The organism is Chthonomonas sp., assembly GCF_035294505.1.
Taxonomy (GTDB): Bacteria; Armatimonadota; Chthonomonadetes; order Chthonomonadales; family Chthonomonadaceae; genus Chthonomonas.
Map to the genome: position 1 here is coordinate 1 of NZ_DATGKU010000088.1, position 21,919 is coordinate 21,919.

Annotated in this window: 19 protein-coding genes, 1 tRNA gene and 1 pseudogene; 15 read left to right on the top strand and 6 right to left on the bottom strand. The window is 54.4% G+C overall.

The annotated features are described in order from the left end of the window. The coding region (locus VKV18_RS04895) for a hypothetical protein (protein ID WP_324203107.1) at window positions 1–412 on the top strand (412 nt) is incomplete at its 5' end. Here the strand turns inward: VKV18_RS04895 and VKV18_RS04900 are convergent. After that, window positions 385–1,173 (bottom strand): RDD family protein, encoded by a 789-nt coding sequence (locus VKV18_RS04900; RefSeq protein ID WP_324203108.1) that lies wholly within the window; start codon window positions 1,171–1,173, stop codon window positions 385–387. The genes VKV18_RS04895 and VKV18_RS04900 overlap by 28 nt on opposite strands. Before the next feature lie 5 nt (window positions 1,174–1,178). Next, window positions 1,179–2,873, bottom strand: coding sequence for a glucose-6-phosphate dehydrogenase (gene zwf, locus VKV18_RS04905; protein WP_324203109.1), 1,695 nt, complete (start codon window positions 2,871–2,873; stop codon window positions 1,179–1,181). A gap of 410 nt (window positions 2,874–3,283) precedes the next feature. Between zwf and VKV18_RS04910 the strand changes: the two genes are divergently transcribed. The 5 genes from VKV18_RS04910 (at window position 3,284) to VKV18_RS04930 (ending at window position 9,492) form a co-directional block, all read left to right on the top strand. Next, window positions 3,284–4,057, top strand: coding sequence for a type II secretion system protein (locus VKV18_RS04910; protein ID WP_324203110.1), 774 nt, complete (start codon window positions 3,284–3,286; stop codon window positions 4,055–4,057). A gap of 255 nt (window positions 4,058–4,312) precedes the next feature. After that, window positions 4,313–5,080: a prepilin-type N-terminal cleavage/methylation domain-containing protein gene (locus VKV18_RS04915; RefSeq protein WP_324203111.1), complete on the top strand. Its 768-nt coding sequence runs from the start codon at window positions 4,313–4,315 to the stop codon at window positions 5,078–5,080. Between the two features lie 10 nt (window positions 5,081–5,090). After that, a complete protein-coding gene (locus VKV18_RS04920) occupies window positions 5,091–5,441 on the top strand; it encodes a hypothetical protein (protein ID WP_324203112.1) in 351 nt (116 codons plus the stop codon). A 91-nt stretch (window positions 5,442–5,532) separates the two neighbouring features. Beyond that, the gene (locus VKV18_RS04925; protein ID WP_324203113.1) at window positions 5,533–8,163 is read left to right on the top strand and encodes an NPCBM/NEW2 domain-containing protein; all 2,631 of its coding nucleotides are present in this window, start codon (window positions 5,533–5,535) and stop codon (window positions 8,161–8,163) included. A gap of 120 nt (window positions 8,164–8,283) precedes the next feature. Then, on the top strand, window positions 8,284–9,492 hold the full coding sequence (locus VKV18_RS04930; RefSeq protein ID WP_324203114.1) for a DNA double-strand break repair nuclease NurA: 1,209 nt from the start codon (window positions 8,284–8,286) through the stop codon (window positions 9,490–9,492). Here the strand turns inward: VKV18_RS04930 and folB are convergent. Beyond that, complete coding sequence (gene folB / locus VKV18_RS04935) at window positions 9,489–9,857, bottom strand: dihydroneopterin aldolase (protein ID WP_324203115.1); 369 nt, start codon at window positions 9,855–9,857, stop codon at window positions 9,489–9,491. The two genes, VKV18_RS04930 and folB, sit on opposite strands and share 4 nt — an antisense overlap. A 115-nt stretch (window positions 9,858–9,972) precedes the next feature. On the opposite strand from folB, the gene VKV18_RS04940 reads away from it, so the two are divergent. The 9 genes and pseudogenes from VKV18_RS04940 (at window position 9,973) to VKV18_RS04980 (ending at window position 17,527) form a co-directional block, all read left to right on the top strand. Beyond that, window positions 9,973–10,045 (top strand) — tRNA-Ala (locus VKV18_RS04940). A gap of 120 nt (window positions 10,046–10,165) precedes the next feature. Next, the gene (locus VKV18_RS04945; protein ID WP_324203116.1) at window positions 10,166–11,287 is read left to right on the top strand and encodes an AAA family ATPase; all 1,122 of its coding nucleotides are present in this window, start codon (window positions 10,166–10,168) and stop codon (window positions 11,285–11,287) included. Next, window positions 11,287–11,904: pseudogene (locus VKV18_RS04950) on the top strand (DUF3226 domain-containing protein). Before VKV18_RS04945 ends, VKV18_RS04950 begins: the two are co-directional and overlap by 1 nt. Before the next feature lie 109 nt (window positions 11,905–12,013). Further along, complete coding sequence (locus VKV18_RS04955) at window positions 12,014–12,745, top strand: CADD family putative folate metabolism protein (protein WP_324203117.1); 732 nt, start codon at window positions 12,014–12,016, stop codon at window positions 12,743–12,745. Between the two features lie 186 nt (window positions 12,746–12,931). Continuing rightward, window positions 12,932–13,396: a DinB family protein gene (locus tag VKV18_RS04960; protein WP_324203118.1), complete on the top strand. Its 465-nt coding sequence runs from the start codon at window positions 12,932–12,934 to the stop codon at window positions 13,394–13,396. Further along, a complete protein-coding gene (locus VKV18_RS04965; protein WP_324203119.1) occupies window positions 13,374–14,861 on the top strand; it encodes a gluconokinase in 1,488 nt (495 codons plus the stop codon). The genes VKV18_RS04960 and VKV18_RS04965 overlap by 23 nt, the downstream gene beginning before the upstream one ends. A 535-nt stretch (window positions 14,862–15,396) precedes the next feature. Further along, the gene (locus VKV18_RS04970; protein WP_324203120.1) at window positions 15,397–16,200 is read left to right on the top strand and encodes a type II secretion system protein; all 804 of its coding nucleotides are present in this window, start codon (window positions 15,397–15,399) and stop codon (window positions 16,198–16,200) included. 160 nt (window positions 16,201–16,360) lie between these two features. Continuing rightward, window positions 16,361–16,636, top strand: a complete 276-nt coding sequence (locus VKV18_RS04975) for a hypothetical protein (protein ID WP_324203121.1) — start codon at window positions 16,361–16,363, stop codon at window positions 16,634–16,636. A gap of 36 nt (window positions 16,637–16,672) precedes the next feature. Next, window positions 16,673–17,527 carry a fumarylacetoacetate hydrolase family protein gene (locus tag VKV18_RS04980; protein ID WP_324203122.1) on the top strand — a complete coding sequence of 285 codons (855 nt, stop codon included), beginning with the start codon at window positions 16,673–16,675 and terminating at the stop codon, window positions 17,525–17,527. Window positions 17,528–17,757: 230 nt separating this feature from the next. Here VKV18_RS04980 and VKV18_RS04985 read toward each other — a convergent pair whose 3' ends face one another. From VKV18_RS04985 to VKV18_RS04995, 3 genes are all read right to left on the bottom strand, one after another. Next, window positions 17,758–19,440 carry a ribonuclease J gene (locus tag VKV18_RS04985; RefSeq protein ID WP_324203123.1) on the bottom strand — a complete coding sequence of 561 codons (1,683 nt, stop codon included), beginning with the start codon at window positions 19,438–19,440 and terminating at the stop codon, window positions 17,758–17,760. 154 nt (window positions 19,441–19,594) lie between these two features. Further along, entirely contained in the window at window positions 19,595–20,629 is a 1,035-nt protein-coding gene (gene tdh / locus VKV18_RS04990; protein ID WP_324203124.1) for an L-threonine 3-dehydrogenase, read from the bottom strand. Beyond that, on the bottom strand, window positions 20,626–21,900 hold the full coding sequence (locus VKV18_RS04995; protein WP_324203125.1) for an AI-2E family transporter: 1,275 nt from the start codon (window positions 21,898–21,900) through the stop codon (window positions 20,626–20,628). The genes tdh and VKV18_RS04995 overlap by 4 nt, the downstream gene beginning before the upstream one ends. Between the last annotated feature and the right edge of the window lie 19 nt (window positions 21,901–21,919).

The following is a 21,919-nucleotide window of genomic DNA, read 5'->3' on the forward strand; positions in this document are numbered from 1 at the left end:
TTCTCGCCTTCGGCTCGAAATGACAGTTGTGTCATCGGCTTTAAGCCCCTCCCCAACCCTCAAGGCCGATACAGGGGTCTCCAGAAAATCGCAAGATATTCTGGGGCAGGGCGCCCTTCCCCTCAAGGCCCCACCCCCCGCGCCCCTCGCCCAATTTGGGAGAGGGGCATCTAGCGGCGGTCAACTCAGCGGCCAGCAAGATCGCCGTACTCGCCTCTTTCTCTGGCTGCTGCACTGCTGTCTGCTAAGACCGCTGCATGGCTGTCCGCGAAGACGAAAGGATGGAATAGGGGGCGAACAGGTAGGCTTGCTTGCTGAATTGCCCCTAGAGCTGCCGAATTGGCAGTCTCTACAGCTCCTCACCCCGGTCAGGAAAAGAGCAGTTCAAAACAGTCCGCGTTCGGCAGCATAACGCCTCTCGATGGCTTCAAGCAGGTGAGCAAACTGCAGTTGATAGTAGATGGGAGTATCTATCTCCAGTTTGGCAAGAAGGGGGCGTGCGAGCCTATCCGCCGTGCTCGCAAACGCTGCCAACGGCATCGTTTCGCGTCGTGCGAGGAATCGGCGAATGAGTTGGTGCTCTTCATGGGTAAGCCGGTCTAAGTTTTTAACGACGCCCATAAACCGTTCCACCTCGTTCGAGACGGTGGGTGGGGTATCGGCAGCGAGGGTAAGGTCTTCTTCAACGATCACGAGGGTGCCGGCAGCGTAGTCCCCGATCCGCTTACAGGACGGGCTAAGAAAGAGGAAAAGGAAGGCCGGAAACCCTACAATGTAGATGGGTGGAAGTATGCCGAGGTCTACAAACAGCAGGGCATTGCGTATGACGCTGGCCAATAACGTGATGGGGCGCCCGCCATCGCGAACGACCCGCAGCCCAAGAAGGCGTTTTCCTGGAGTTCTTCCCCCCCACAGCATCTCGAAGAAAACGGCATAGACAAACAGGATGGCGAAGCTGAGGAGGGCGGCAACCGCATCGGATATATCGGCAAGCCCTAAGTGAAGCATGTTGAGCCGCCGCTCCACAAGAGAAAAAAGACCGATAACAACCCCGAGAAGGAGGACTTGGATGAGAACATCTATAAGCCGTGCAAGAAATCGGGAGGCTAAACCAGCCACCCGATAGCGCACATAGATGTTCTCTGGAGTTAACAACGCGACCTCACGTTGCATGGTTCTTACGACTCCTCTTTTTGCCCCTTTTGCGGCATCTGGGCACGGCGCACTCCAATGGGTTCTCCCGTCAGCTCCACCGAGACTTGGGGTGCTTTCTGTGGGGCGGTGGAGACGGGCACATTGTGCCAGGCGCGGCCATCGCGCGCAATGAGGGCGTCAGCCGCCGCCGGCCCCCAGGTGCCGGCCGCATAGTTGGGAAACGGCTGGAAGGGACGTGTTGCCGACCAAACCTCTAGCAGAGGCTCGATAATGGCCCAAGACAACTCCACCTGATCGGCACGGTTGAACAGCGTGGTGTCGCCGATCATGGCATCCAGAAGGAGCGTTTCATAGGCCGTGGCGGGGCTTACCTTAAAGGTTTCAGAGTAGCTGAAGTTCATCTGAACAGAGCGAAGCACCATTTCGGGGCCGGGCACTTTGGCCTCGAAGCGCAGGGCAATGCCTTCATCTGGAGCAATGCGTATGATCAGCAGATTCGGCTCTATCTGGTCTTCGGCAGAGAGCTGGAAGAAGAGGTGGGGAACGCGCTTGAACTGAATAACCACCTCGGTGCATTTGGCGGCGAGGCGTTTCCCGGAGCGAAGGTAGAAAGGCACGTCAGCCCAGCGCCAGTTATCCACGAAGAGCTTTAGGGCAACATAGGTTTCTGTGTTTGATTGGGGGTTCACGCCCGGCTCCTGACGGTAGCCCACCACCGGCTGCCCGGCGATGAAACCCGGCCCATACTGCCCCCGCACCGCGATGTCGGCCAAGTTCTCCGGGTTAATAGGCACCACGGCGCGCAGCACATCGGCCTTGCGATCGCGCAGGCTTGTGCCTTCATAGCGAACGGGCGGCTCCATGCAGATCACGGAAAGCAACTGGAACAGATGGTTTTGAACCATGTCGCGTAGGCAGCCCGCCGATTCGTAGTAGGCGCCACGATGCTCCACACCAAGCGTCTCCGCCGCGGTGATCTGCACGTGGTCAATATAGCGCCGGTTCCAGATCGGTTCGATGATGGAGTTGGCGAAGCGGAACGCCAAAATGTTCTGTACCGTCTCTTTGCCGAGATAGTGGTCAATGCGGTAGACCTGCTCCTCTTTGAACACCTTATGAATGCTGGCGTTGAGCGCTTGAGCGGAGTGCAGATCGTGCCCGAACGGTTTCTCCACCACGATGCGTGTCCACTGCGTTCCGCAGGCATAGTCCGGGGTCACAAGGCCATGCTCTCCCAGTTTGCTGACGATCAGCTCGTAGAAAGTGGGCGAAGTGGCTAGATAGTAGAGGCGATTGTCGGGGATGTTTTTTTCTTTTACATAGGACGTTATCTTCTCCTGAAGCTGCTTGTAGCCGTCAGGTGCCTCAAAATCGGCGGTGATGTAGTGCAGCCTCTTTGCAAATCCGTGCCAAACCCGCAGGTCGAAAGGACTTGCCTCCTTGCTGTTGCGCACGGCCTCCTCCATGTCCTTACGGAACGATTCGTCGTTCATGGGGGTGATGGCGAAGCCGTAGACCTGAAATTCGGGAGGGAGCAAGTTGTCGCAGGCGAGATTATAGAGGGCAGGGATCAGTTTGCGATGGGTAAGGTCGCCGGAGGCGCCGAAAATGATGAAGCTGCAAGGCTCTTCCGGTCGCTTCATAATGGAGCGCGCGTTCACAACGTTGCTACTGAAACCGTCTTGCGGAGAAGGCACTTGGGCAGCAGGCCTATCCATAAGCCAAACGTCCTTTCTCTTAGGGCTAAGCCCTTTCAGATAAAGTCAGGTCATCAAAATTATCGGTTTTTCATCCACACTTCCTATTTTACCATTCTGATAAGTCAACTGCTTCGGGCTGAGCGAGGTTTATTTCCTCCTTAGTTCAGCAAGACATGCCGATCTCTCCTAACAGGCGACCCTCAGTGACCGCCAGCTCGTGCACTGGCGGCTGTGATGGGGTAGACGCAAAAAAACCTTTTGGAAATCCAACATTCATCCAATAATATTATAATATAATGTTGCCACGTCGCAGTGTTCTATGCTCGGTGTCAAGGAATCAGGAGATACTAGAGTTCGACCTAGACTTCGTGTATGACACACTAAAAACTGTGACATCTCTTAAAAAGATAACGAAAGGAATCTTGTTTATGCCGCCAACAAGGCACCGTGCTGGGTTTACGCTCATCGAGCTTCTTATCGTTATTGCCATTATAGCGATTTTGGCAGCGATTCTCTTTCCTGTTTTTGCCAAGGCCCGCGAGAAGGCGCGACAGATAACCTGTCTCTCTAACATGAAGGAGTTGGGGCTAGCTTCCCAGATGTATTTGCAGGACTACGACGGGGACTACGCTCCCTTTGTAGACGTCTATAACGTGCAGCATCAACTGACCCCACGATACTCCTGGGCAAGCCTTCTCTACCCTTACATTAAGAACCTCCAGATATACCGATGCCCCTCTAATCCGAACAACAGCTTAGTAAACACTCTCGTTTCTTTCAGTTTCGGCGTTTCCTATGCCGTTAATGTGCGGATACATCCGGATAGCTGGCTGGGAGAGATAAGAAATGAGGCCTACATACAAGAGCCTTCCCAAAAGATCGAGTTTGGCGAGTGCAAAGCGCAAGGTTACTATGAGATCGGCTCGCATTGGTTTCTCATATCGAGCAACCCTTCAAGCGACCCTTGGCGTGACATCGGGTTTGCCGGGCATAACGACACCTTCAACTGCACTTTTGCCGACGGGCACGCCAAGGCGCTCAAACCCACCGCCACCAACGCACCTTTCAACATGTGGGGCACCTTTGCCGACATCCTCTCCAACACGGTGCCGTTCTGCGGAGACTACTACGATCCAAACTGCGATGAGCCTTCGCCTGGGTCTGCACAAGGCCTAAAAGACCTCGAAAACGCTTACAACTAGTCTCTATGCCGCTTCTGAGCCATTTCCACCACAGTTGGCTACTCTTACACGCTCCTAAGGCGCTGAGGGTAGCTTTTGTTTTTGTAGTCGGGCATTTTCTACCGCTTAGATTGGCATTGAGATAGGGGATAGAACTCTCTTGAAATATTACGAAACATATGTTATAATGGATTCAGCCTACAAGCTACGAATTATATTTCGGCTTTGAGGCAATGAACCATCAACTTTTTAGGAACTTAGAAAGGAGTTTGTACTATGCGAACGCAAAAGAAAAGCCATGCTTTTACGCTCATCGAATTGCTTGTCGTTATCGCCATTATAGCGATTCTGGCAGCGATTCTCTTCCCTGTTTTCGCCAAAGCTCGTGAGAAAGCCCGACAAATCTCCTGCCTCTCTAACATGAAACAGATTGGGCTTGCCTCGCAGATGTACCTGCAGGACTACGATGAGTGTTACGCACTTGAGTACGAGGATGACGGCTCGCTTTGGGGCGATCTCCTGTATCCTTACATTAAAAACCCCGATATGTTCAAATGCCCATCTAATCCACTGAACAACACACTCGTGCCCTCTTGGAATCCTTCATCACACTACTTTATCTCCTATGGCACGAATCCACGAGTGCAGAGTTTCCCTTGGATGGGATCGCAGCATCAAGCGATCATAGATAAACCGGCTCAAAAGATAGAGGTGGCCGAGACCGAACTACCTAATTCGCCCGACGTGGGCACCTTTTGGTGGACGACCGCCTGTAGCAACCACTTTTTCCGGGATAGTGGCTTTGCAGGTCATAACGCAACCTTCAATGTCGTGTTTGCCGATGGGCACGCCAAAAGCATGAAACCTTCCGCAACGGAAGCTCCCTTCAATATGTGGGGTACCTTCTGGTGCGGTGATAATAATGCGAACCAGGGACCGGGGTGCGATCCGGACGGAAGTAAGCTGCAGTATATCAATTGCGACGCCACTGCGCCGGGCGCCCTGCAAGACCTGAAAGACCTCGAAGATCGCTACTCCAAGTAAGGAGCCTAAAATGCCGATCGTTTCAGAACCTAAGCGGTCAAGCACGTCCAATAAGGTTAGTGGTGCGGAAAGTAGGCTGCAACAGAACGTAGGCCCTCTGCAGATAGCTATCGCTGTTGTGGTCTTGGCCGGTGTGCTCTTCGGGATATACAAACTGACTTTTCACGGCCATCCTGCACCGAGCACGCCTGCCGTCAAACCCGTGCCGCCCATGAACTTGCGGCAACTTGCCATCCAGTGCCAGGGCGACATCACCAAACTGTCGCCGGAGCAGCAAAAGCAGGTTAACGCGGCAACGGGCAACCAAGGGGCCTATGTGCTGCGTGCCATCTACATCTCAGCCTTGCGAGGCCCTCACTAAACCTTGCTTCATCTCCTAATAGGTTGCATGTTGAGGGGAGAGGGCACCTCTCCCCCTTTTTTCTCTCTAAAAAACAAGACGGTGAGAACCTATGACCACACTAAAGATATCTGTCAACAAAATCCAATTGGCAACGGGCGATCAGGTTCATACATTTGAAAAAGACGCTAGCGGCGCGTGGCACTATGCTGCGGTGGCCGTACGTGGAGTGGTAGTGGCACTTCCTGTAAGTCGTGAAGATAGTTTCTACTTGGGTGGTGGGCTGGCCTCACATTATAAAGTTCTCGAAAACAACGCGCATCGAATCGCCATCGCCTTTACTTTGCCTGCCGGAGAGGTGGTCTATCGCCTTAATTCGGACGATAGGTTGCCCCTACTTCATGTCGCCATTTCCGGGCCGCACGCCGCGTCTGTGGCTTTTCGTACGCCCCAGCCCGATGCGCGTCCGCATGGCGCCTGGATTACGCGCGGGGAAACCGCTGCCGATGCCGAGAACAGAGAGGTTTTTATTGACGGCACCGGCCCTGTGGTTGTAGGGCACAGCAAGGCGGGAAATGTGGACACGGCTTATGTCTTCATTGCCAAAGTGAACCCCCATATTCAGCCTAATGGACGCACCGAACAGCGCAGTAACACCTACTTTAAAAGCGGCCAGATTCGGGCGGAACAGCAGGAGGCTTTTGGCTACTGGCGGTTACGTATGGGAGAGGAGGAACCGAAGGAGTTCGCGATTCTCTTCGACCGAGATTTGGGAGGGCGAGTGCACCATGTGTGTGAGAAATACTATGCCGATATTGTCTCTTCTTTCCTCGACTTTGAGCAGCTCCGTTTTGACTACAATCCCTATCGTGCATTGGAAAAGATGCCCCTACGGCTTGCGGCTCCTGATGCGTTTGTGCCCGGCTATGGTTGGACTATGGAGGAGTATCCAAACGCGGCCTACCCTTACGGTCACGAATGCAGCCTACAAATTGGGTGCTTTCTCGTTTATGAAGGTCTTGCGACACAAAGGCTGTGGGAGCGCAACTTCGGTAAGTTTATCCTCGACAAGACGCCGCTACTAGGAAAGGACGGCACGAGCTACTTCGTTAGACGCGATGGAGGGGTTACCCGATGGGGCTACTTTAGCGACTACGCCCATCCGTTCCCCCGTCTCGACGGAGGCAATTGGGGAGCGTCCGAAGCCCTCTACACGGCCGCACGCATAGCCGGCGACGACTCCTTGAAAGAGATCGCTCTGGATATGATGCGGCATGACATTTGGAAAAAGCTAAACTTAGACACCATGACCTTTGCGCCCTGCTGGGATGTAGAACGGGCTGCACCAGGCGATCATCGGGACGATTGGGCTATGACCACTCTGCTCGCCTACTGCGCAGAAATCTGTTCTCAGGTGCTCTATCCCGAAACAAAGGATACAACTTACCTCAAAATTGCCGACCGCATCTGCACCTGGTTTAAGGAGATGTTGGAACCTGAAGATCGCATGAACTATCTGCATGAAGGTGTGAATATGTACAACTGCTGGATAGGGTGGATTCCACGTGCCCTTATCCACAAATACGAGCGCTCCGGCGATAAAACCTATCTCGACATCGCCAAAGACCTCATCTGGGTACAGATACTCACCTTAGGAATCACTCTCGACAAAGACCCGTGGGGACAGCCTTTTACCGGAGTGACCTGTGTGGGAGTACGAGGCTGTATAGACTACGACTGCGCCCCTAACCTTTGTCAAGAGAAAGACCTCGTTTTTGTAGAGGTGATCGGAGACCTTCTAACTTATGCCGAGGGACCGGCCTATGCCGCCTACCTTGTGTTACAGCGACTGGCACTGCCGCGAGATCGTTGGAACGATGCTTTTGGAGTGCAAGAGCTGCGTGATCTGAACCTGCGCACCATGTACGACACCTATGCTAGAGGAATGGCTAATCTCATCTATGCGCTTGAACGAAGTGAGGAGGGCTTTGTTGTGGCAGCAGATCAGACGGTATCGCAGCGTTGCTTAGACATAGTCCATCACCGGCGAATCGTTCTGGCCAATGCCACTCGTCAAACACGCAAGACCCGTCTTCAAATTCGCTATTTGGCACCCGGAACGTATCGCATCCGTTTTAACGGGCACGATATGGGCACGAAAACTCATGCGGAGCTAGAGGATGGGCTGTGGGTTTCCGTCCCTGCTGGTTCCACGAGCCGTATAGAAGTCAAGGCCATTGTATTGGAACGGAAGGAAGCGTCTGCTCCCCCGCTGGCAGACGAGATAACCTATCTTAGCGACCTCATCGAAGCCGATGCACAACGGGGTGTGGGGCTTCCACAGCCGGTCTTCACAAAAGATAGAAGTTTCAACGGAGGCCCCATTGTTTTGCACGGGAAGCGGTTTGCTAAGGGCCTGGGCTGTGCAGCCAACACGGTGATCCTCTACAAGCTGCGTAAGGGGTATCGCCGTTTTCAGGCGTTCATTGGCATTGACGAGAGCGTGGCTGAGGCCAAAAACCCACCCCCCTCTGTTAACTTCACCGTTTTTGTGGACGGAGTTTGCATGTATGACAGCGGGCCTGTTTACGCCCACACTGCCCCCAAAGCTATTGACATAGATGTGACTGGCGCCGAAACCCTGCTGCTGCGCGTCTCCGATAACTGGGACAACGAGGGCCACTGTGAGAACGATCTTGCTAACTGGGCCGATGCCAAGCTGATAGGAGGCAAGCACGCATAAGGAAGGCCATCAAACCCTCTCCACACTAACTCTTCGTATTGTGGGTGGCAAGGGGAGCGGAGGTTTGATTGGAAAACGGTAGAATAAGCGTAAGCGCTTGTCTTGGCAGGGAGCTTGCTTATGCTCGATTTTCGGCATGTGGCCACACAGTTGCAGCGTTTCACCATAGAGGTGTCTGAGCTTAGACCGAAACGCCTCGCCGCTCTGGAAGAGGCCCGGCAACGCATGGAGAAGGCAGCGGCCGAATGGCAGAGCTTGCATCAACGGCTGCAGTCCAGCCGAACCTCCTGGCTGCTGCCGAATCTGCTTGGTGCGCCGCATGGCAGTATCGCCCCGCCTGATGCACCCCCCGTCTATACCGCAATCGCCGTGGATGGCTCGCAGATCGTGGCCGACCGGCATGACATCCTGCTATGCTATCTGCTGAACATCGGCTCGGCCATCATTCGCTATCGCCCCGACCCTCATGCGGAGCTTTCCTCTCTGCCCTCTCTCTCCTTGTTGGAGGGCAATGAGGAGGCGCAGACGGATGGTCTCGAAGGGTTTTTAGGGGCCGAGCAGGGAGCGATTCTGCCGCGCCGTTTTGCCGTCTATCGGTTTTTAAGCGAGATCGAGCAGCTCGCAAACCTCGCCGAGCAAGAGAAGGAACCGCCGTTACTTATGGCGGATGGCAGCCTCATTCTTTGGCCTATCGAGTCGGAGGCCCCTCACTTTCGAGAGCACGCCTTGCATCGGTTCATGGGGGCACTGGAGCGGATGCAGGCCAAACGCGCACCGATAGTGGGCTACATCAGTGCGCCCCAAAGCCGTGAAGTCATCAACATGCTGCGTGTGGCTCGATGCCCTCATCCTACAACCGACTGCGACCGTTTCTGCCCCCGAAGGTTGCGCTCGACCCCGCAGTATGAAGAGCCGGCCTGCGCCGGCGTGGAGGTGCTTACAGATGCCGACCTCTTCGCAGCGCTGTTGCAACCCGGCGAACGCTCGGCCCTCTTTGGCTCGCGTTCGAAGGTTTTGCAGTTCTATGGAGAGAAGCAGCGCATTCACTTCTTCTACTTGCACACAGGAGTAGAGATCGCCCGCATCGAGTTGCCCGCGTGGGTGGCGGAAGATGGAGCGCTGCTAGCGAGGGTACATGCCCTCTGTTACGATCAGGCGAGAAAAGGAGCGGGCTATCCGGTGGCACTCGCCGAGGCGCATGAACAGGCTGTTGTTCGCACTGCAGAGAGAGAGGCCTTCTTCAGGCTGCTGGAGGCTCAACTCGTCGCCAAACGGGTTCCCGTAGAATCGACTAGAAAAGCGATGAGCAAGCGCATTCGGCGTATCTAGGCGCGCCGACGTGTTAGCTCCACCCCGACGGCCGCAACGATGCAGGGAAAGGGCGGCAGCATCTTGCGAACGGTTAGCGTTACCTCTTGCACCGCAGGAAAGCCCTCTAGCAGTTTGGCGCAGAGAGCCTCCGCAAGCGCCTCCACAAGCAAAAAGCGCTCCTTTGTGGCCGTCTCTACGATCATTTGGGCTACTGCAGCATAGTCCACCGTGTTCCGGAGGCTGTCGGTCTTCCCGGCCTCGCCCAGGTCGAGCCGCAGCCGCACATCTATCCGATAGCGGTGGCCAATTTCGCGCTCCGCCTCCGGCACCCCATGATAGGCGTAGAGTTCCAACCCTTCGATGAAAATGGTGTCCTCGTTCAATTTACCTATGTTTCCTACCGCGCGTGTAGCTAAATTGTACCTTTCCAATTTGTGAAGTTAGCCGCCGATAGCTTGACAAGAGCTGCTTTTGCGGCGTATACTACATAGTAGAAAAGGGGCTGTGGCTCAGCTGGGAGAGCGCTTCGTTCGCATCGAAGAGGTCGGGGGTTCGAATCCCCCCAGCTCCATTTCCCCCTCCTTCTTCCCTCATGCGTCCTATGCCTATTTCTGGTCTTGCTTCCTTCTAGGGTATCCTGCTCAAAAGCTCCTTTGGATGTACTTGCATCCCGCGTAAAAGAGGTGAAGGTATGTATCGCTCCTTCTATGTAGAAAACTATCGCTGCTTAACAAAACTGGAACTTAGCGATCTACGCCGTGTTAATCTTGTTGTTGGCAGGAACAACATGGGAAAGACGGCGCTTTTGGAGGCGCTCTTTCTCGGTGGTAGCTACAATCCCCAAATCGTCGCAGCCATAGATATCTTTCGTGGAGTACAGGCAAAGCGTTTAGAGTTTAATGTAGATAAGCCTCCACCATGGAGTACTATTTTCCGTGACTTTGATCCCAAGAAGCCTATTCTCTTGCAAGGAAGTACAGAGCAAGGTAAACATGAAGTCCAATTGACGGCTGCTTCGCTAGATGAATTACCCCCTTCTTTGATGTCGAGGCTGACACCCTTTCCTGCAAAGAAATCGGAGACAGAAAAGAGAGTTTCCTCCCTTTCTCCTTCTCACGCTTCCTATGCGCGTGTGCTCAAGTTGGTATATAAGGATGCTGGGGGGACTGGTACCCATTTTTTGATTATGGAGCCGCAGTTTACTCCACAGTTAACGCTTGCCGTATCTATAGAGCCGCCTCCGCCTCCACCTCCTTTTCAAACCGTTTATATCTCTGCCCCACATATAACAAACATTGAAGAAGATGCTAATCGCTTTAGCAAGCTACAGGTGGAGAAGCGTACTCATCTGCTGCTAGATGCTTTACGCATCATAGAGCCACGGCTTAAAAGTATCTATCTCGCACTCTTCAATGGGGAGGCCATGCTGCATGGCGATATCGGCGAAAAGCGGCTCATTCCGTTGCCTCTCATGGGAGCCGGCACGGCCCGTATAGCCAGCATTGTGTTGGCCATGAGTGAAGCGGCAGGTGGGGTTCTTTTGATCGATGAGATCGAGAACGGGCTACACCACAGCGTGCTCGAAAAGTTTTGGGAGGTTATCGGGAAGACAGCTCAAGAGTTCAAGGTACAGATTTTTGCAACGACCCATAGCCTTGAGTGCATCCATGCCGCGCACAAAGCGTTTCTAAAGCAACAGGACTATGATTTTGCCCTCTATCGTCTTGATCGGAAAGAGGAAACAGTCTGTGCAGTACGCTATGACCGGGGCACTCTGGAAGCGGCCATAGAGATGGAGCTTGAGGTTCGCTAATGCCGATCCGCCTAGAAAAGCAGTCCATTCTTCTTGTAGAAGGTAAGGATGATGAGGGATTCATTGCTGCCTTTGTAACATTTCTGGGACTTGCAGAGATTATTCAGGTCATTCGGATGGAGGGGAAAGATAATTTGGCTAATTGTTTTGCCGCTATAAAAAATGAGCCAAATTTTGGCATTGTACAGCGATTGGGGATTGTATGAGATGCGGATACAGACCCTTCTGGAGCCTTCCAAAGCGTATGCACAGCCCTGAAGAAGGCGGGGTTGCCCTGTCCTAACGCTCCTTTTCTGCCTACAGCGGGCGAAAAACCTGTCGTTAGTGTGCTGATCGTACCTGATGAATCCAAAAGTGGGTGCCTCGAAGACCTTCTGTGGGATGCGGTGAAAACCGACTCCTGGAGCCGCTGTATGAAGCAGTTTTTGCAGTGCCTGAAGAAGTGCCAACAGATCGAACTTCCGAGTAACCTGGCCAAAGTCTGGTTGCATGCCTTTTTGGCAGTCCAGAAAGAGCCGGGAAAGCCCATCGGCCAGGCTACAAAGGCAAAATATTTTCCTCTCGATGCGCCGGTTTTTGCACGACTGCGGCAGTTTCTTGAGCAGCTGGCAAGTTAATATGGGTTGCAGAAATGCCGCACCGGACGTGCGGGTATAATAGAGGCCTATCTGCGGCGTTTCGCACAAACTACCAACCTCTAACTGCTTTAAAAGGAGACATTCATACATGACATCCCGCGCCCCGCTGCCGTATGTAACGGAGTCGTTTCTGTGCCGTCTCGATGCGGCCATCGCAAACAAGCATCTGCTCACCCACCCCTTCTATCAAGCGTGGAACCAAGGCACGCTTTCTCTGGAGGCGCTTCAAGATTATGCCTGCCAGTACTACAATCATGTCGCGGCCTTCCCCACCTATCTCTCTGCTCTCCACTCTCGCATCGCCGACCCGGAGCTGCGCAAGCCGATCTTGCAGAACCTCATCGAAGAGGAGGGCGGTTCGCCAAACCACCCCGAACTTTGGCTTCGATTCGCTCAGGGACTTGGCCTAACGAAAAGCCAGGTACTCAACGCGGCAGTTCAACCGGAAACGGCCAACTGTGTGGCAACCTTTCGAGCGCTCTGTAGCCAAGGCCATTTCACGCGCGGACTTGCAGCGCTCTACGCCTATGAGAGCCAGATTCCGGAGGTATCCGAGACCAAAATAGCAGGTCTAAGGAAGCACTACGGTATTTGCGATGCGGAAACCTGGCGCTATTTTTCCGTGCACATCGAGGCCGATAAAGCCCATCGAGAACAGGAGAAGCAGCTTCTTGTGCAGACGGTTTGCAATGAGGAGTTCGCTACAGATGCCCTGGAAGCAGCCCGGCAGGCGCTCGAAGCCCTGTGGAATCTGCTTTCGGGCGTGTGCCGGCGGCATCACATCCCCTGTGCAGCAAGGAATGAGGCCGTGCGGCTCTGAACTGCTTTACCTAGCACCCACCTCATAGAGGGGCGCTTGCAGCCCAAAAACCATCTCACGTTGCTTCGCCCCTCTCGCCATCCACTCTTCGCGGCCTAGCTTAACGGGATGCCCCGGGGGCCAGAGCAGGCTAATTCGGTAAAATAGAGTGGTTCTGCCGAAAACTGTGAGAGGAGTGGAAAGACCATGCGCATTCAAGATTATGTTGCGGCGCATACACGGGCGATAGCGGAATCGTTGGCGCACTTTGTGCGCACCACCGCACCCGATAAGCTCAATTGGCGTATACAGGTGTCGGACACGGTTACCACACGCTCGGTGCTTGACCTCATCGCCGAGTGCGTGGCCGTGAACTACTCGTTCGCATCCTATCTGCAAGGCGTGCCGCGCGATGTGGAGACTCCTGTTTTTCAGGAGGCGGAGCCGGCCCTGCAAGCGCTGCTGGAAAGCGCCGATGCCCTGGCAAAAGCGATCGAAAGCCTGTCGGATGCCGATCTCGAACGGGAGTACGAGCGTCGCAACGTGCGCATCCCCGGGCATCGTTTTATCCTCATGGGCTATCGAAACATGGCCTACCATGCCGGCCAGATCAACTTCATTCAAACGCTGTACGGAGATACCGAGTTTCATGTGCCCCCCAACTGGCGATAGCGACCCGCTGGCCCTCTCCATAGATGTCGGCACCTCCTCCACCCGTGTGATGCTGTGGGACCTTCAGGGACATGCAGTACAGAACGCCCATGCGCAGGTTGCCTATCGCATGCACACCACCCCAGAGGGTGGTGTGGAGATAGATATGGAGGAGCTTGCCACGCATGTGGAGCATTGCCTCGATACCGCTCTGGCCAATGCAGGGGAGATGGCCAAACAGGTGGCTGTGGTGGGTGTGTCTACCTTTTGGCACTCCTGTTTGGGCGTGGACGCCAAAGGACGCCCTGTAACGCCGCTTTATAACTGGGCCGATATGCGGGCGGCCGCCGCTGCCCAGCGTTTACGTGAACGGCTGGATGCGGAGGCCATCCATCGGCGTACCGGCTGTCCCCTGCATCCCTCCTACTATCCGGCTCGTCTGGCCTGGCTTCGAGAGAGCTGCCCCGATACGTTTTCTAAAGTCACTCAATGGCTCTCACCGGGAGAGTTCCTTTATCGGCGTTGGTTCGGCCGAGCAGACGTGCCGATCTCCGTCTCAATGGCTTCGGCCACGGGGCTTTTTAACCAAAAACGCTGCATTTGGGACGAGGAGTTGTTGAGCCACTTGGGGCTTTCAGCCAAGCATTTAGCCCCGATCGCCACCGAAGGCGAAAGGCTGGAGGGGCTACAATCCGCCTATGCTTCACGGTGGCCGGCGTTGGCCAACAAGCCATTCTGTTTGCCCTATGGAGATGGTGCCTGCAGCAATGTGGGGAGTGGATGCCTGGAGAGCACGCATATGGCTATTAATCTGGGCACTTCGGGCGCCATTCGGGTTTTATGGGATATTCGTCGGGAAGCCTTCGACCCCGACCCGCCCGCAGGGCTGTGGCGATATCGGGTAGATGGGTATAGGCCGCTTATCGGGGCGGCTTTCAGCGATGGCGGACTTGTATATGACTGGATGCAGCGCACGCTACGCCTCCCCGAAAATGCCGAAAACCTGCTTGCCGGCAGAGAGCCAGGCGACCATGGGCTGCTGTTTCTCCCTTTTCTCGCGGGAGAGCGAAGTTTTGGTTGGAGCCTATCCGCCAGGGCCTCTTTGATGGGGCTACAGCTCGATACCACTCCCTTAGATATCCTTGCGGCAGGGATGGAGGCGGTGGCCATGCAGTTTGCCGAGGCCGTCGAGCGCTTGAAACCTCTCTTCCCGAAGGCAAACCGCATCGTAGCTTCCGGCGGGGCGCTGGGGCACTCGCCTTTATGGGCGCAGATGATGGCAGATGCTATAGGTCATCCTATTGTTTTGTCAAAAGAGGCGGAGGCCAGCAGCCGTGGGGCCGCTCTCTTAGCTTTGGAAACCGTGGGTTTCATTCCGGATTTAAGACGTGTTACAGCAGACCAACAGAAGACTTACCGGCCCCGTGTTGCCCATCATCAGGCGTTTATGCATTTGAGACAGCGTTTTAAAGAGGCGCTTGCCTAAAGCCTCCAACCTGCCTTTCTGCTTTTTAGTGTAAGCCGCTTCGGTGGGCGGTGGGTTATGATGCCCACATAGGAGCGCTTCTATCTCCTGTGTTCAAGGAGTAGTGTTTGACCCTCTGGGCACTTGCCTAAGTTGCCAACTGCACTCTCCAGGCCAAGTAGGGTTTCCTCGCACCGTGCCTAAAAGTAATGATCAAATTATATCTAAAGATATAAGTTTATATAAAAACTTGCTTTTCATTTAACCAAACGAATGGTCAACCAATATGAGATAAATTTTCATTCCTTTGACCGAACATTTGGTCAATTTCTGGCAACAGAAACCCCTCTTCAATCTCATAATCGAGAGCCATTCGCGGTTCTGTGTATTCTGGAAAGTGGCATATTCTCAAGTTAAATTGAGAAACTTATGCGATATGTGTGGCGTAAGTATGGTATAATAGATATGGTGAATTCTGTAGACTGCCTTTTCCTGGTCTACTGCCACCGGAAAATGACTCTGCTAGATGATGCATCGAGGAGGAATTGACGACGCAATGCGAAAGGCTTTTACACTGATTGAGCTGCTTGTGGTTATCGCCATTATAGCGATTCTGGCAGCAATTCTCTTCCCTGTGTTCGCTCAGGCACGCGAAAAGGCGCGCCAAACCAGCTGTCTCTCTAACCTAAAACAACTCGGGATGGCCAGCCAAATGTACATTCAAGACTACGACGAGCACTTTATGAACGAGTGGCAGAACTATAACAACGATGGATGTACCGGCTTTTGGCCTTGCCAGTATGGCACCTTTATCGGTGCCCCACCCGCCGGTGTGCTAGGATGGTATACCGATCCGCAACAACATCCAGAACATGGGCTGAACTGGGCCTACGATCTGCAGCCCTACATTAAGAACGCTCAGATAATGACATGCCCTTCTACCTCGCCCGGAGCGCATGGTTCTACATGGAACGAGGCCACCAACACCGATAGTGCCTCCTACATGTATAACAGCAATGTAGGTGACGGCACCGTCTATCTGGGCTCGCCCATTGGAGAGGCACAAATTCCCGAACCGGCTCAGCTCATCGTTCTGTGGGATTCTGGAAAGGACGACCGCGTGGTGGAAATACAGGGCTTTAACGGCCCTAACCTCGCTAACATCGTTAATGGGGCCTGTCCTGTTGTCAGAAATTTCAATCCGACTCTCACCTGCCCAGAGTGCTACCCGGACTGGGTACCTCCGCACTTCAATGGGCGTAACTATGCCTTCATAGATGGCCATGCCAAATATGCCATCGACTCGGCCATGTACAACACGATTCACCCGGACTACTGGTTCTATCAGTGCCAGCACTAAAATTCGTTCCTTGAAGGCCTTGTCTGACCGTAAGTCTGCCGGCGGGGGGTGAAAACATTCACTTCCCGCCGCTCTGTTCTCTGGCTGCTAAAAGCTCATCAAGTGCAAGGGAATGCGGGTAGAATGAAAAGAGACGAAGCTGACCTCAAAAGGAGCGTGAATGGAACGTATTCGCTGCCCCCACTGCGGGGCGGTTAATCAAGATGCAGCCCCCCAAGACCCCTGTTGGCAGTGCGGCAAAACTTTAGGTGCCCAACCGGATGAGGGCGCTTCCCCACCCCAAAAGGAGGCGCCGGTAAAGCTTACCCTTGAAGAGCGCGTGGCGCTTCGGAAAGCTCAGAAACAGCGCTCGTCGGCTCTACCGGCTCTTCTTCTCCTAGTAGTCCTTCTGGTGATCGCACTGATCGTTCTTTTCCTTATGCATCCCTGGCGCTAGTCGGGCACTTTTTACCTTTCCTACTGGAGATAACCTATGAAACTCGTGCGTTTTCGCTATCAAAATGCAGTTCGACTGGGCGTTTTGCGAGACGAGGCCACCGTGGCACCGCTCTCAGAGGTCTATCGAGGGAGCATGGCCGCCTTCCTTTCAGAGGGAACGCCGGCGTTGCAACACGCACGGGAAACCCTGGAGCGCGAATCGGTGCCGCTTTCCGAAGTGCAGTTGCTGGCCCCCATCGCCGACCCTCCAAAAATCCTCTGTGTAGGGCAAAACTATCGAGACCATTGCGAGGAGCAGAACCAGCCTATTCCCGAACGACCTATTCTCTTCAGCAAATATGCTACGGCCATCAACGACCCAGAAGGCACCATTCCCCTGCTCCCTGGCATTTCAGACCAGATAGACTATGAAGCGGAGCTGGCCGTGGTGATCGGCAAACAGGGACGTCATATCCCTGAGACGGCTGCAATGGAGTATGTGGCCGGCTATCTCTGCGCCAACGATGTAACGGCACGCGATATTCAATACGGCGACAAGCAGTGGGTGCGAGGCAAAACACCAGATGGGTTCTTTCCTATTGGGCCTTATCTGGTTACCACCGACGAAATACCGGACCCACATGCGCTCGATATTTCACTCACCTTAAACGGGAACGTCATGCAGCGCTCCAACACATCCAACCTGATCTTCCGTATTCCCTACCTCATCTCCTACTTCTCGCGCACCATTACCCTGCAGCCAGGCGACATTCTCTCGACAGGCACGCCTGGAGGCGTGGGTGTTTTCCGAAAACCGCCGATTTTTTTGAAGGCCGGCGATGTTGTGGAGGTTACGATCCAAGGATTGGGCACACTTAGGAATTTTGTGCATAACCCCCCGCAAGCTTAGGCCTGCATGTTGGTTTATCTTGTGTGGCAACAGGCTCGCGGTCGTTGCAACGATGTGGGTTGACGGACGCAACGGCATGGCCTCGCCGAGCAGCCGAACGTGGCGTGGCCAAGGGATTAGGGCGGGCATTAAGACGGCCTTCACGGCTGAAGGTGGAAGGAGAAGGAGACAGAGCGCAGCCAAGCTATTTGCTGCGCTCAAAGAAAAGAAATGGCCTTTTCTGGCCAAGCCTATACCTCCATGACTACAGGGATGACCACGGGATGCCGATTGGTTCGCTTGCGTAAGAAGCGGGCAACCGTGTCGTGGATGGTGACACGGAGGGTGTCGAGATCGAAGAACTCATGCTCGTCAAGCTCTTCAAGGGCTTGACGTACGCGCTCGGCAGCCTCCTCGAACAGCTCACTGCTATCTTCTGGGTGCAGGAATCCGCGCGAGAGAAGGTCAGGGCCGGAGACGATCTCGCCGGTGTCGCGTTCTAGGCCCAGAGTCACGATGACCGTGCCGCCTTGAGAGAGGTGCTTGCGGTCGCGCAGCACCACATCGCTCACGCCCCCTGTGGAGATGCCATCTACCAGCACACTGCCGTGCGGAATAGGCTCCTCGCAGCGTCGCACTCCTTGCGCATCCATTTCGAGCGCCTGGCCGGTTTCAAAGGTAAGAATCTGGTCCTCCGGGTAACCCATTTCACGAGCTAAGCGAACATAGGCGGCATAGTGCCTTGGCTCGCCGTGGTAGGGCACAACGAACTCGGGGCGTGTGAGGCTGATCATCATCTTCAGCTCTTCTTGATAGGCATGACCGGAGACATGCACGTTGTGGATGTGATCGTAGATCATGCGGGCGCCGATGCGGCAAATACGATTGACCACACGCCATACGCTATCCTCGTTGCCGGGAATCGGGGTGGAGGAGAGAATGACGGTGTCGGAGGGTTGGATGCGAAGCGGGGAATGTTCATCGCGACTCATGCGGGTTAGGCCGGCTAAAGGCTCTCCCTGACTTCCGGTAGTGAGAATGACGATCTCATTGGGGGCGTAGTTGGCGAGGTCTTCCACACGAACCAAAAGCGAGTCTTCAATTTTGAGGTAGCCCAGTGAGCGCGCCGTCGCCACATTTTGCTTCATGCTGCGGCCGTAGATGGCTACCTTCCGCCCGAGGCTTGCGGCCACGTCGCAGACCATCTGTACTCGATGGAGGTTTGAGCCAAAGGTGGCCAGAATGAAGCGGCCTTCGGCCTCACGCATAAACTGCTCGAAGGTGGGCCGCAGTGTACGCTCCGAAGGGCACCAACCTTTGCGTTCTGCATTTACACTGTCGGAGATCAGCAAAGTGACGCCCTGCTCGCCGATCTCAGAGAATCGCGCGAGATCGCAGATACGGTTATCCACCGGGGTCTGGTCAATTTTGAAATCGCCTGTATGAACCACCGTGCCGACCGGTGTGCGCAACACCAGACTGACCGTGTCGGGCAGAGTGTGGGTAACATGGATGGCCTCCACGGAGATAGGCCCGAAGTTTACCGGCTCTCGATCGGGATAGTTGTGGAACTCTGTTGCTGCGGCGAGGCCGTGTTCGGTGAGCTTTTCATGCACCATTCCAAGGGTGAGAGGGGTTCCGTAGATGGGCACGGGCAGCTGCCGAAGCACGAAGGGAAGCGCACCAATGTGATCTTCATGACCGTGCGTGAGGCAGATGGCCTTCACCAAATCGCGATGTTCTAGGAGGTAGGTGATGTCGGGGATAATGAGATCGACTCCAGGGTGCTCTTCGGTGGGGAACATCACGCCCGAATCCACGACGACGATGGCGTCTTCCGGGCCTGCTTCGCCGGCGGTGTAGTGAAAAACGAGCATGTTTTTCCCAACCTCACCGCTGCCACCAAGAGAGATGATCTTTAGTTTTGACGGCATAGTCTCTTTACTATAGTTTCTTCCTTGTTTCTCTATTTGAAGTCTGCTGTGCGTTTATTGGGCATTCAAACCAATTTTGCATTATCTATAAATACGAACATTTCGAGGCAAACATAGGCGCAGAATGCACATGTAGCCTCCTCTTGAGAAACTACTATTCCATAAGGAACACCACCTTGCCGCAAAGCCCCTCGCGCATCAGGGCCATGCCCTTGTCGAACTCGGTAATGGAAAGCCGATGGGTAATGGCCGGCGCAATATCGAGACGCCCCGACGCCAGCAGGGACTGCATGATGCTCCATGTTTCGTAGAGTCGGCGCCCCACAATGCCATAGACGGTGAGGCCTTTGAAGATCATCTCTTCGGCAAGATCGAGTTCTACGGGTTTGGTGGGAATGCCCATTAGCGAAACGCGCCCGCCACGGCGACAGATGCGAAAGGCTTGTTGAATGGCGGAGGGAGCGCCCGACATCTCTAGGGCCACATCCACACCCTGCCCATTCGTCTGTTGGTTTATAAAGTCTTCTACATTCGCCCGCGTCACGTTGATAGTGGCGTCGGCGCCTAACGTTTTGGCCAGTTCAAGACGATAGTCATGGGTGTCGGTGGCGTAGATGGCCGCGGCACCCGCCGCTCGGGCCACCGCCACCGCAAAGATGCCGATGGGGCCGCACCCTAAAACGGCGACGGTACGCCCGACGACCTCCTCTACCAGGGTAGCATGAACCGCGTTGCCGAGTGGGTCTTGCACGCAAGCGAGGTAAGGCGGCACCGAGGTGTCGTTTTTCCACAGATTGCCTTCTGGCACAACCACATAGGGGGCAAAACAGCCGTCCACATCTACCCCAAGAATGCGCGTGTTGGCACACACATGGCGTTGATTGAGGCGACATTGAAGGCATTTGCCGCAAACAAGATGGCTTTCACCGCTTACGTAGTCCCCAACCCTCAACTCGGTCACTTCGCTCCCGACTTCGATCACCTCGCCGGCAAACTCGTGCCCCATAATGCGCGGTGGTATCACACGGTGTGCCGACCAGGCGTCCCATGTGTAAATATGATAGTCGGTTCCGCAGATAGAGGTGGCCAGCACGCGAATTTTTACCTGGTTAGGGGCTGTCAGCTGCGGCTCTGGCACCTCAACGAGGCTCGCTCCGGGCCCCGGAGTTGCCTTTACTATGGCCTTCATTCCCCCTGTCTCCGTTCACGAAAACTTTTCCATATACCGGTCATCTGTGTTACAGCCGCTTTGAACGTCCTTATTAGCCCAAGAGGAAGCAACGAGTGCGTTGTGACGGCGGACTTGACGGAGATATCTTCATACAGGTGATAGGGAGGGGCTTGCGCAAGGCGCGGGAAGAAGTAGCTAAAAACGATTTGGATAGAGGCGGCCACCGGCGTTGCCAATAACATGCCCCATATTCCAAAAAGCGTTGCCCCCGCGGTTAGGGCAAACAGGCTCAACACAGGATGCAAACCCACAGAGCCTCCAACCACCCGTGGGTAGACCAGTTGGTCGAAGATAACCCCGGCAAGCAGTCCGAAGCTGCCTCCTACAATAAGCGCAAACGGAAAAGAATTGACGTGTACTTGAAGAATGCCGAGCACGTTGTGAGGGCTTAAAAAAGCGACGATGGCGGCGCTAAGCGCCGTAATGATGTTGCCGATGTAGGGAACCGCATAGAAAAGCCCGGCCAGCAAACCGAGAAACAGGGCATACTGCACGTCGAGAGCCGCAAAGAGAAGAGTGGCGCAGATGCTGAGCAGAATGCAGATTTTGACCAACCCGCGTAGGTAGGCACTAAACACATCTACAACCTCACGTGAAATGCGATCCACCTGTTCCTGAAGCGGTTCTGGGAAAAACCAGATGAACTTAGCCCGTAGCTTGGGGTAGTCGCGCATGATGAAAAAGGTGGCAACAGGTATGATAATGAGCCACGTGATCTTGTCGAGGAGCGCCTGAATGATATCGCGAACTCCTGTTAAAAAGGCGGTAATAGCTTTCTGTGCCGGCCCTGAACGGTCGTTCAGGAGGCTTTGGAGGTTGGTCTGTTTAACTCCGAAATAGCGTAAGAGCTTCTCGTGATGCACAAGAAACGTGTTAACGCTGCTTTGGATGCTGGCGTAGTATTGGCTTAGGTTATGGCTGATGGAGGTAAACTGGTCGCTTGCTAAAGGGAACACCTTTATGGCTAGAACAACCAGAACCGCTGCGGCAAACAGGTAGTAGGCTAAGATGATCTGAGTTCGTGAGCGAAAGAGATGCCCGTGCTGTTCTTGATGACGAATGGAGGGTTCAAGGAGAGCCGCCAAGAAGAAGGCGATGAGAAAAGGCGGCAGAATCGCGCGTACCTCATACAGGAAGAGGAGAACAAGCAAGGTAAGGGCTGAGAGGCCGAGGAACCGTCGTAGGCTTTTTCTTGACCATCCAAAAGGGTAGGTTGCGTAGGAAGGCAAAAACGAACCCTCCCCTAGA

Coding starts and splice junctions, on each gene's coding strand:
- VKV18_RS04930 (WP_324203114.1), top strand. CDS start 8,284: ATGCTCGATTTTCGGCATGTGGCCACACAGTTGCAGCGTTTCACCATA.
- VKV18_RS04970 (WP_324203120.1), top strand. CDS start 15,397: ATGCGAAAGGCTTTTACACTGATTGAGCTGCTTGTGGTTATCGCCATT.
- VKV18_RS04920 (WP_324203112.1), top strand. CDS start 5,091: ATGCCGATCGTTTCAGAACCTAAGCGGTCAAGCACGTCCAATAAGGTT.
- tdh (WP_324203124.1), bottom strand. CDS start 20,629: ATGAAGGCCATAGTAAAGGCAACTCCGGGGCCCGGAGCGAGCCTCGTT.
- zwf (WP_324203109.1), bottom strand. CDS start 2,873: ATGGATAGGCCTGCTGCCCAAGTGCCTTCTCCGCAAGACGGTTTCAGT.
- VKV18_RS04900 (WP_324203108.1), bottom strand. CDS start 1,173: ATGCAACGTGAGGTCGCGTTGTTAACTCCAGAGAACATCTATGTGCGC.
- VKV18_RS04980 (WP_324203122.1), top strand. CDS start 16,673: ATGAAACTCGTGCGTTTTCGCTATCAAAATGCAGTTCGACTGGGCGTT.
- VKV18_RS04955 (WP_324203117.1), top strand. CDS start 12,014: ATGACATCCCGCGCCCCGCTGCCGTATGTAACGGAGTCGTTTCTGTGC.
- VKV18_RS04960 (WP_324203118.1), top strand. CDS start 12,932: ATGCGCATTCAAGATTATGTTGCGGCGCATACACGGGCGATAGCGGAA.
- VKV18_RS04945 (WP_324203116.1), top strand. CDS start 10,166: ATGTATCGCTCCTTCTATGTAGAAAACTATCGCTGCTTAACAAAACTG.
- VKV18_RS04925 (WP_324203113.1), top strand. CDS start 5,533: ATGACCACACTAAAGATATCTGTCAACAAAATCCAATTGGCAACGGGC.
- VKV18_RS04965 (WP_324203119.1), top strand. CDS start 13,374: ATGTGCCCCCCAACTGGCGATAGCGACCCGCTGGCCCTCTCCATAGAT.
- VKV18_RS04985 (WP_324203123.1), bottom strand. CDS start 19,440: ATGCCGTCAAAACTAAAGATCATCTCTCTTGGTGGCAGCGGTGAGGTT.
- VKV18_RS04910 (WP_324203110.1), top strand. CDS start 3,284: ATGCCGCCAACAAGGCACCGTGCTGGGTTTACGCTCATCGAGCTTCTT.
- VKV18_RS04975 (WP_324203121.1), top strand. CDS start 16,361: ATGGAACGTATTCGCTGCCCCCACTGCGGGGCGGTTAATCAAGATGCA.
- VKV18_RS04915 (WP_324203111.1), top strand. CDS start 4,313: ATGCGAACGCAAAAGAAAAGCCATGCTTTTACGCTCATCGAATTGCTT.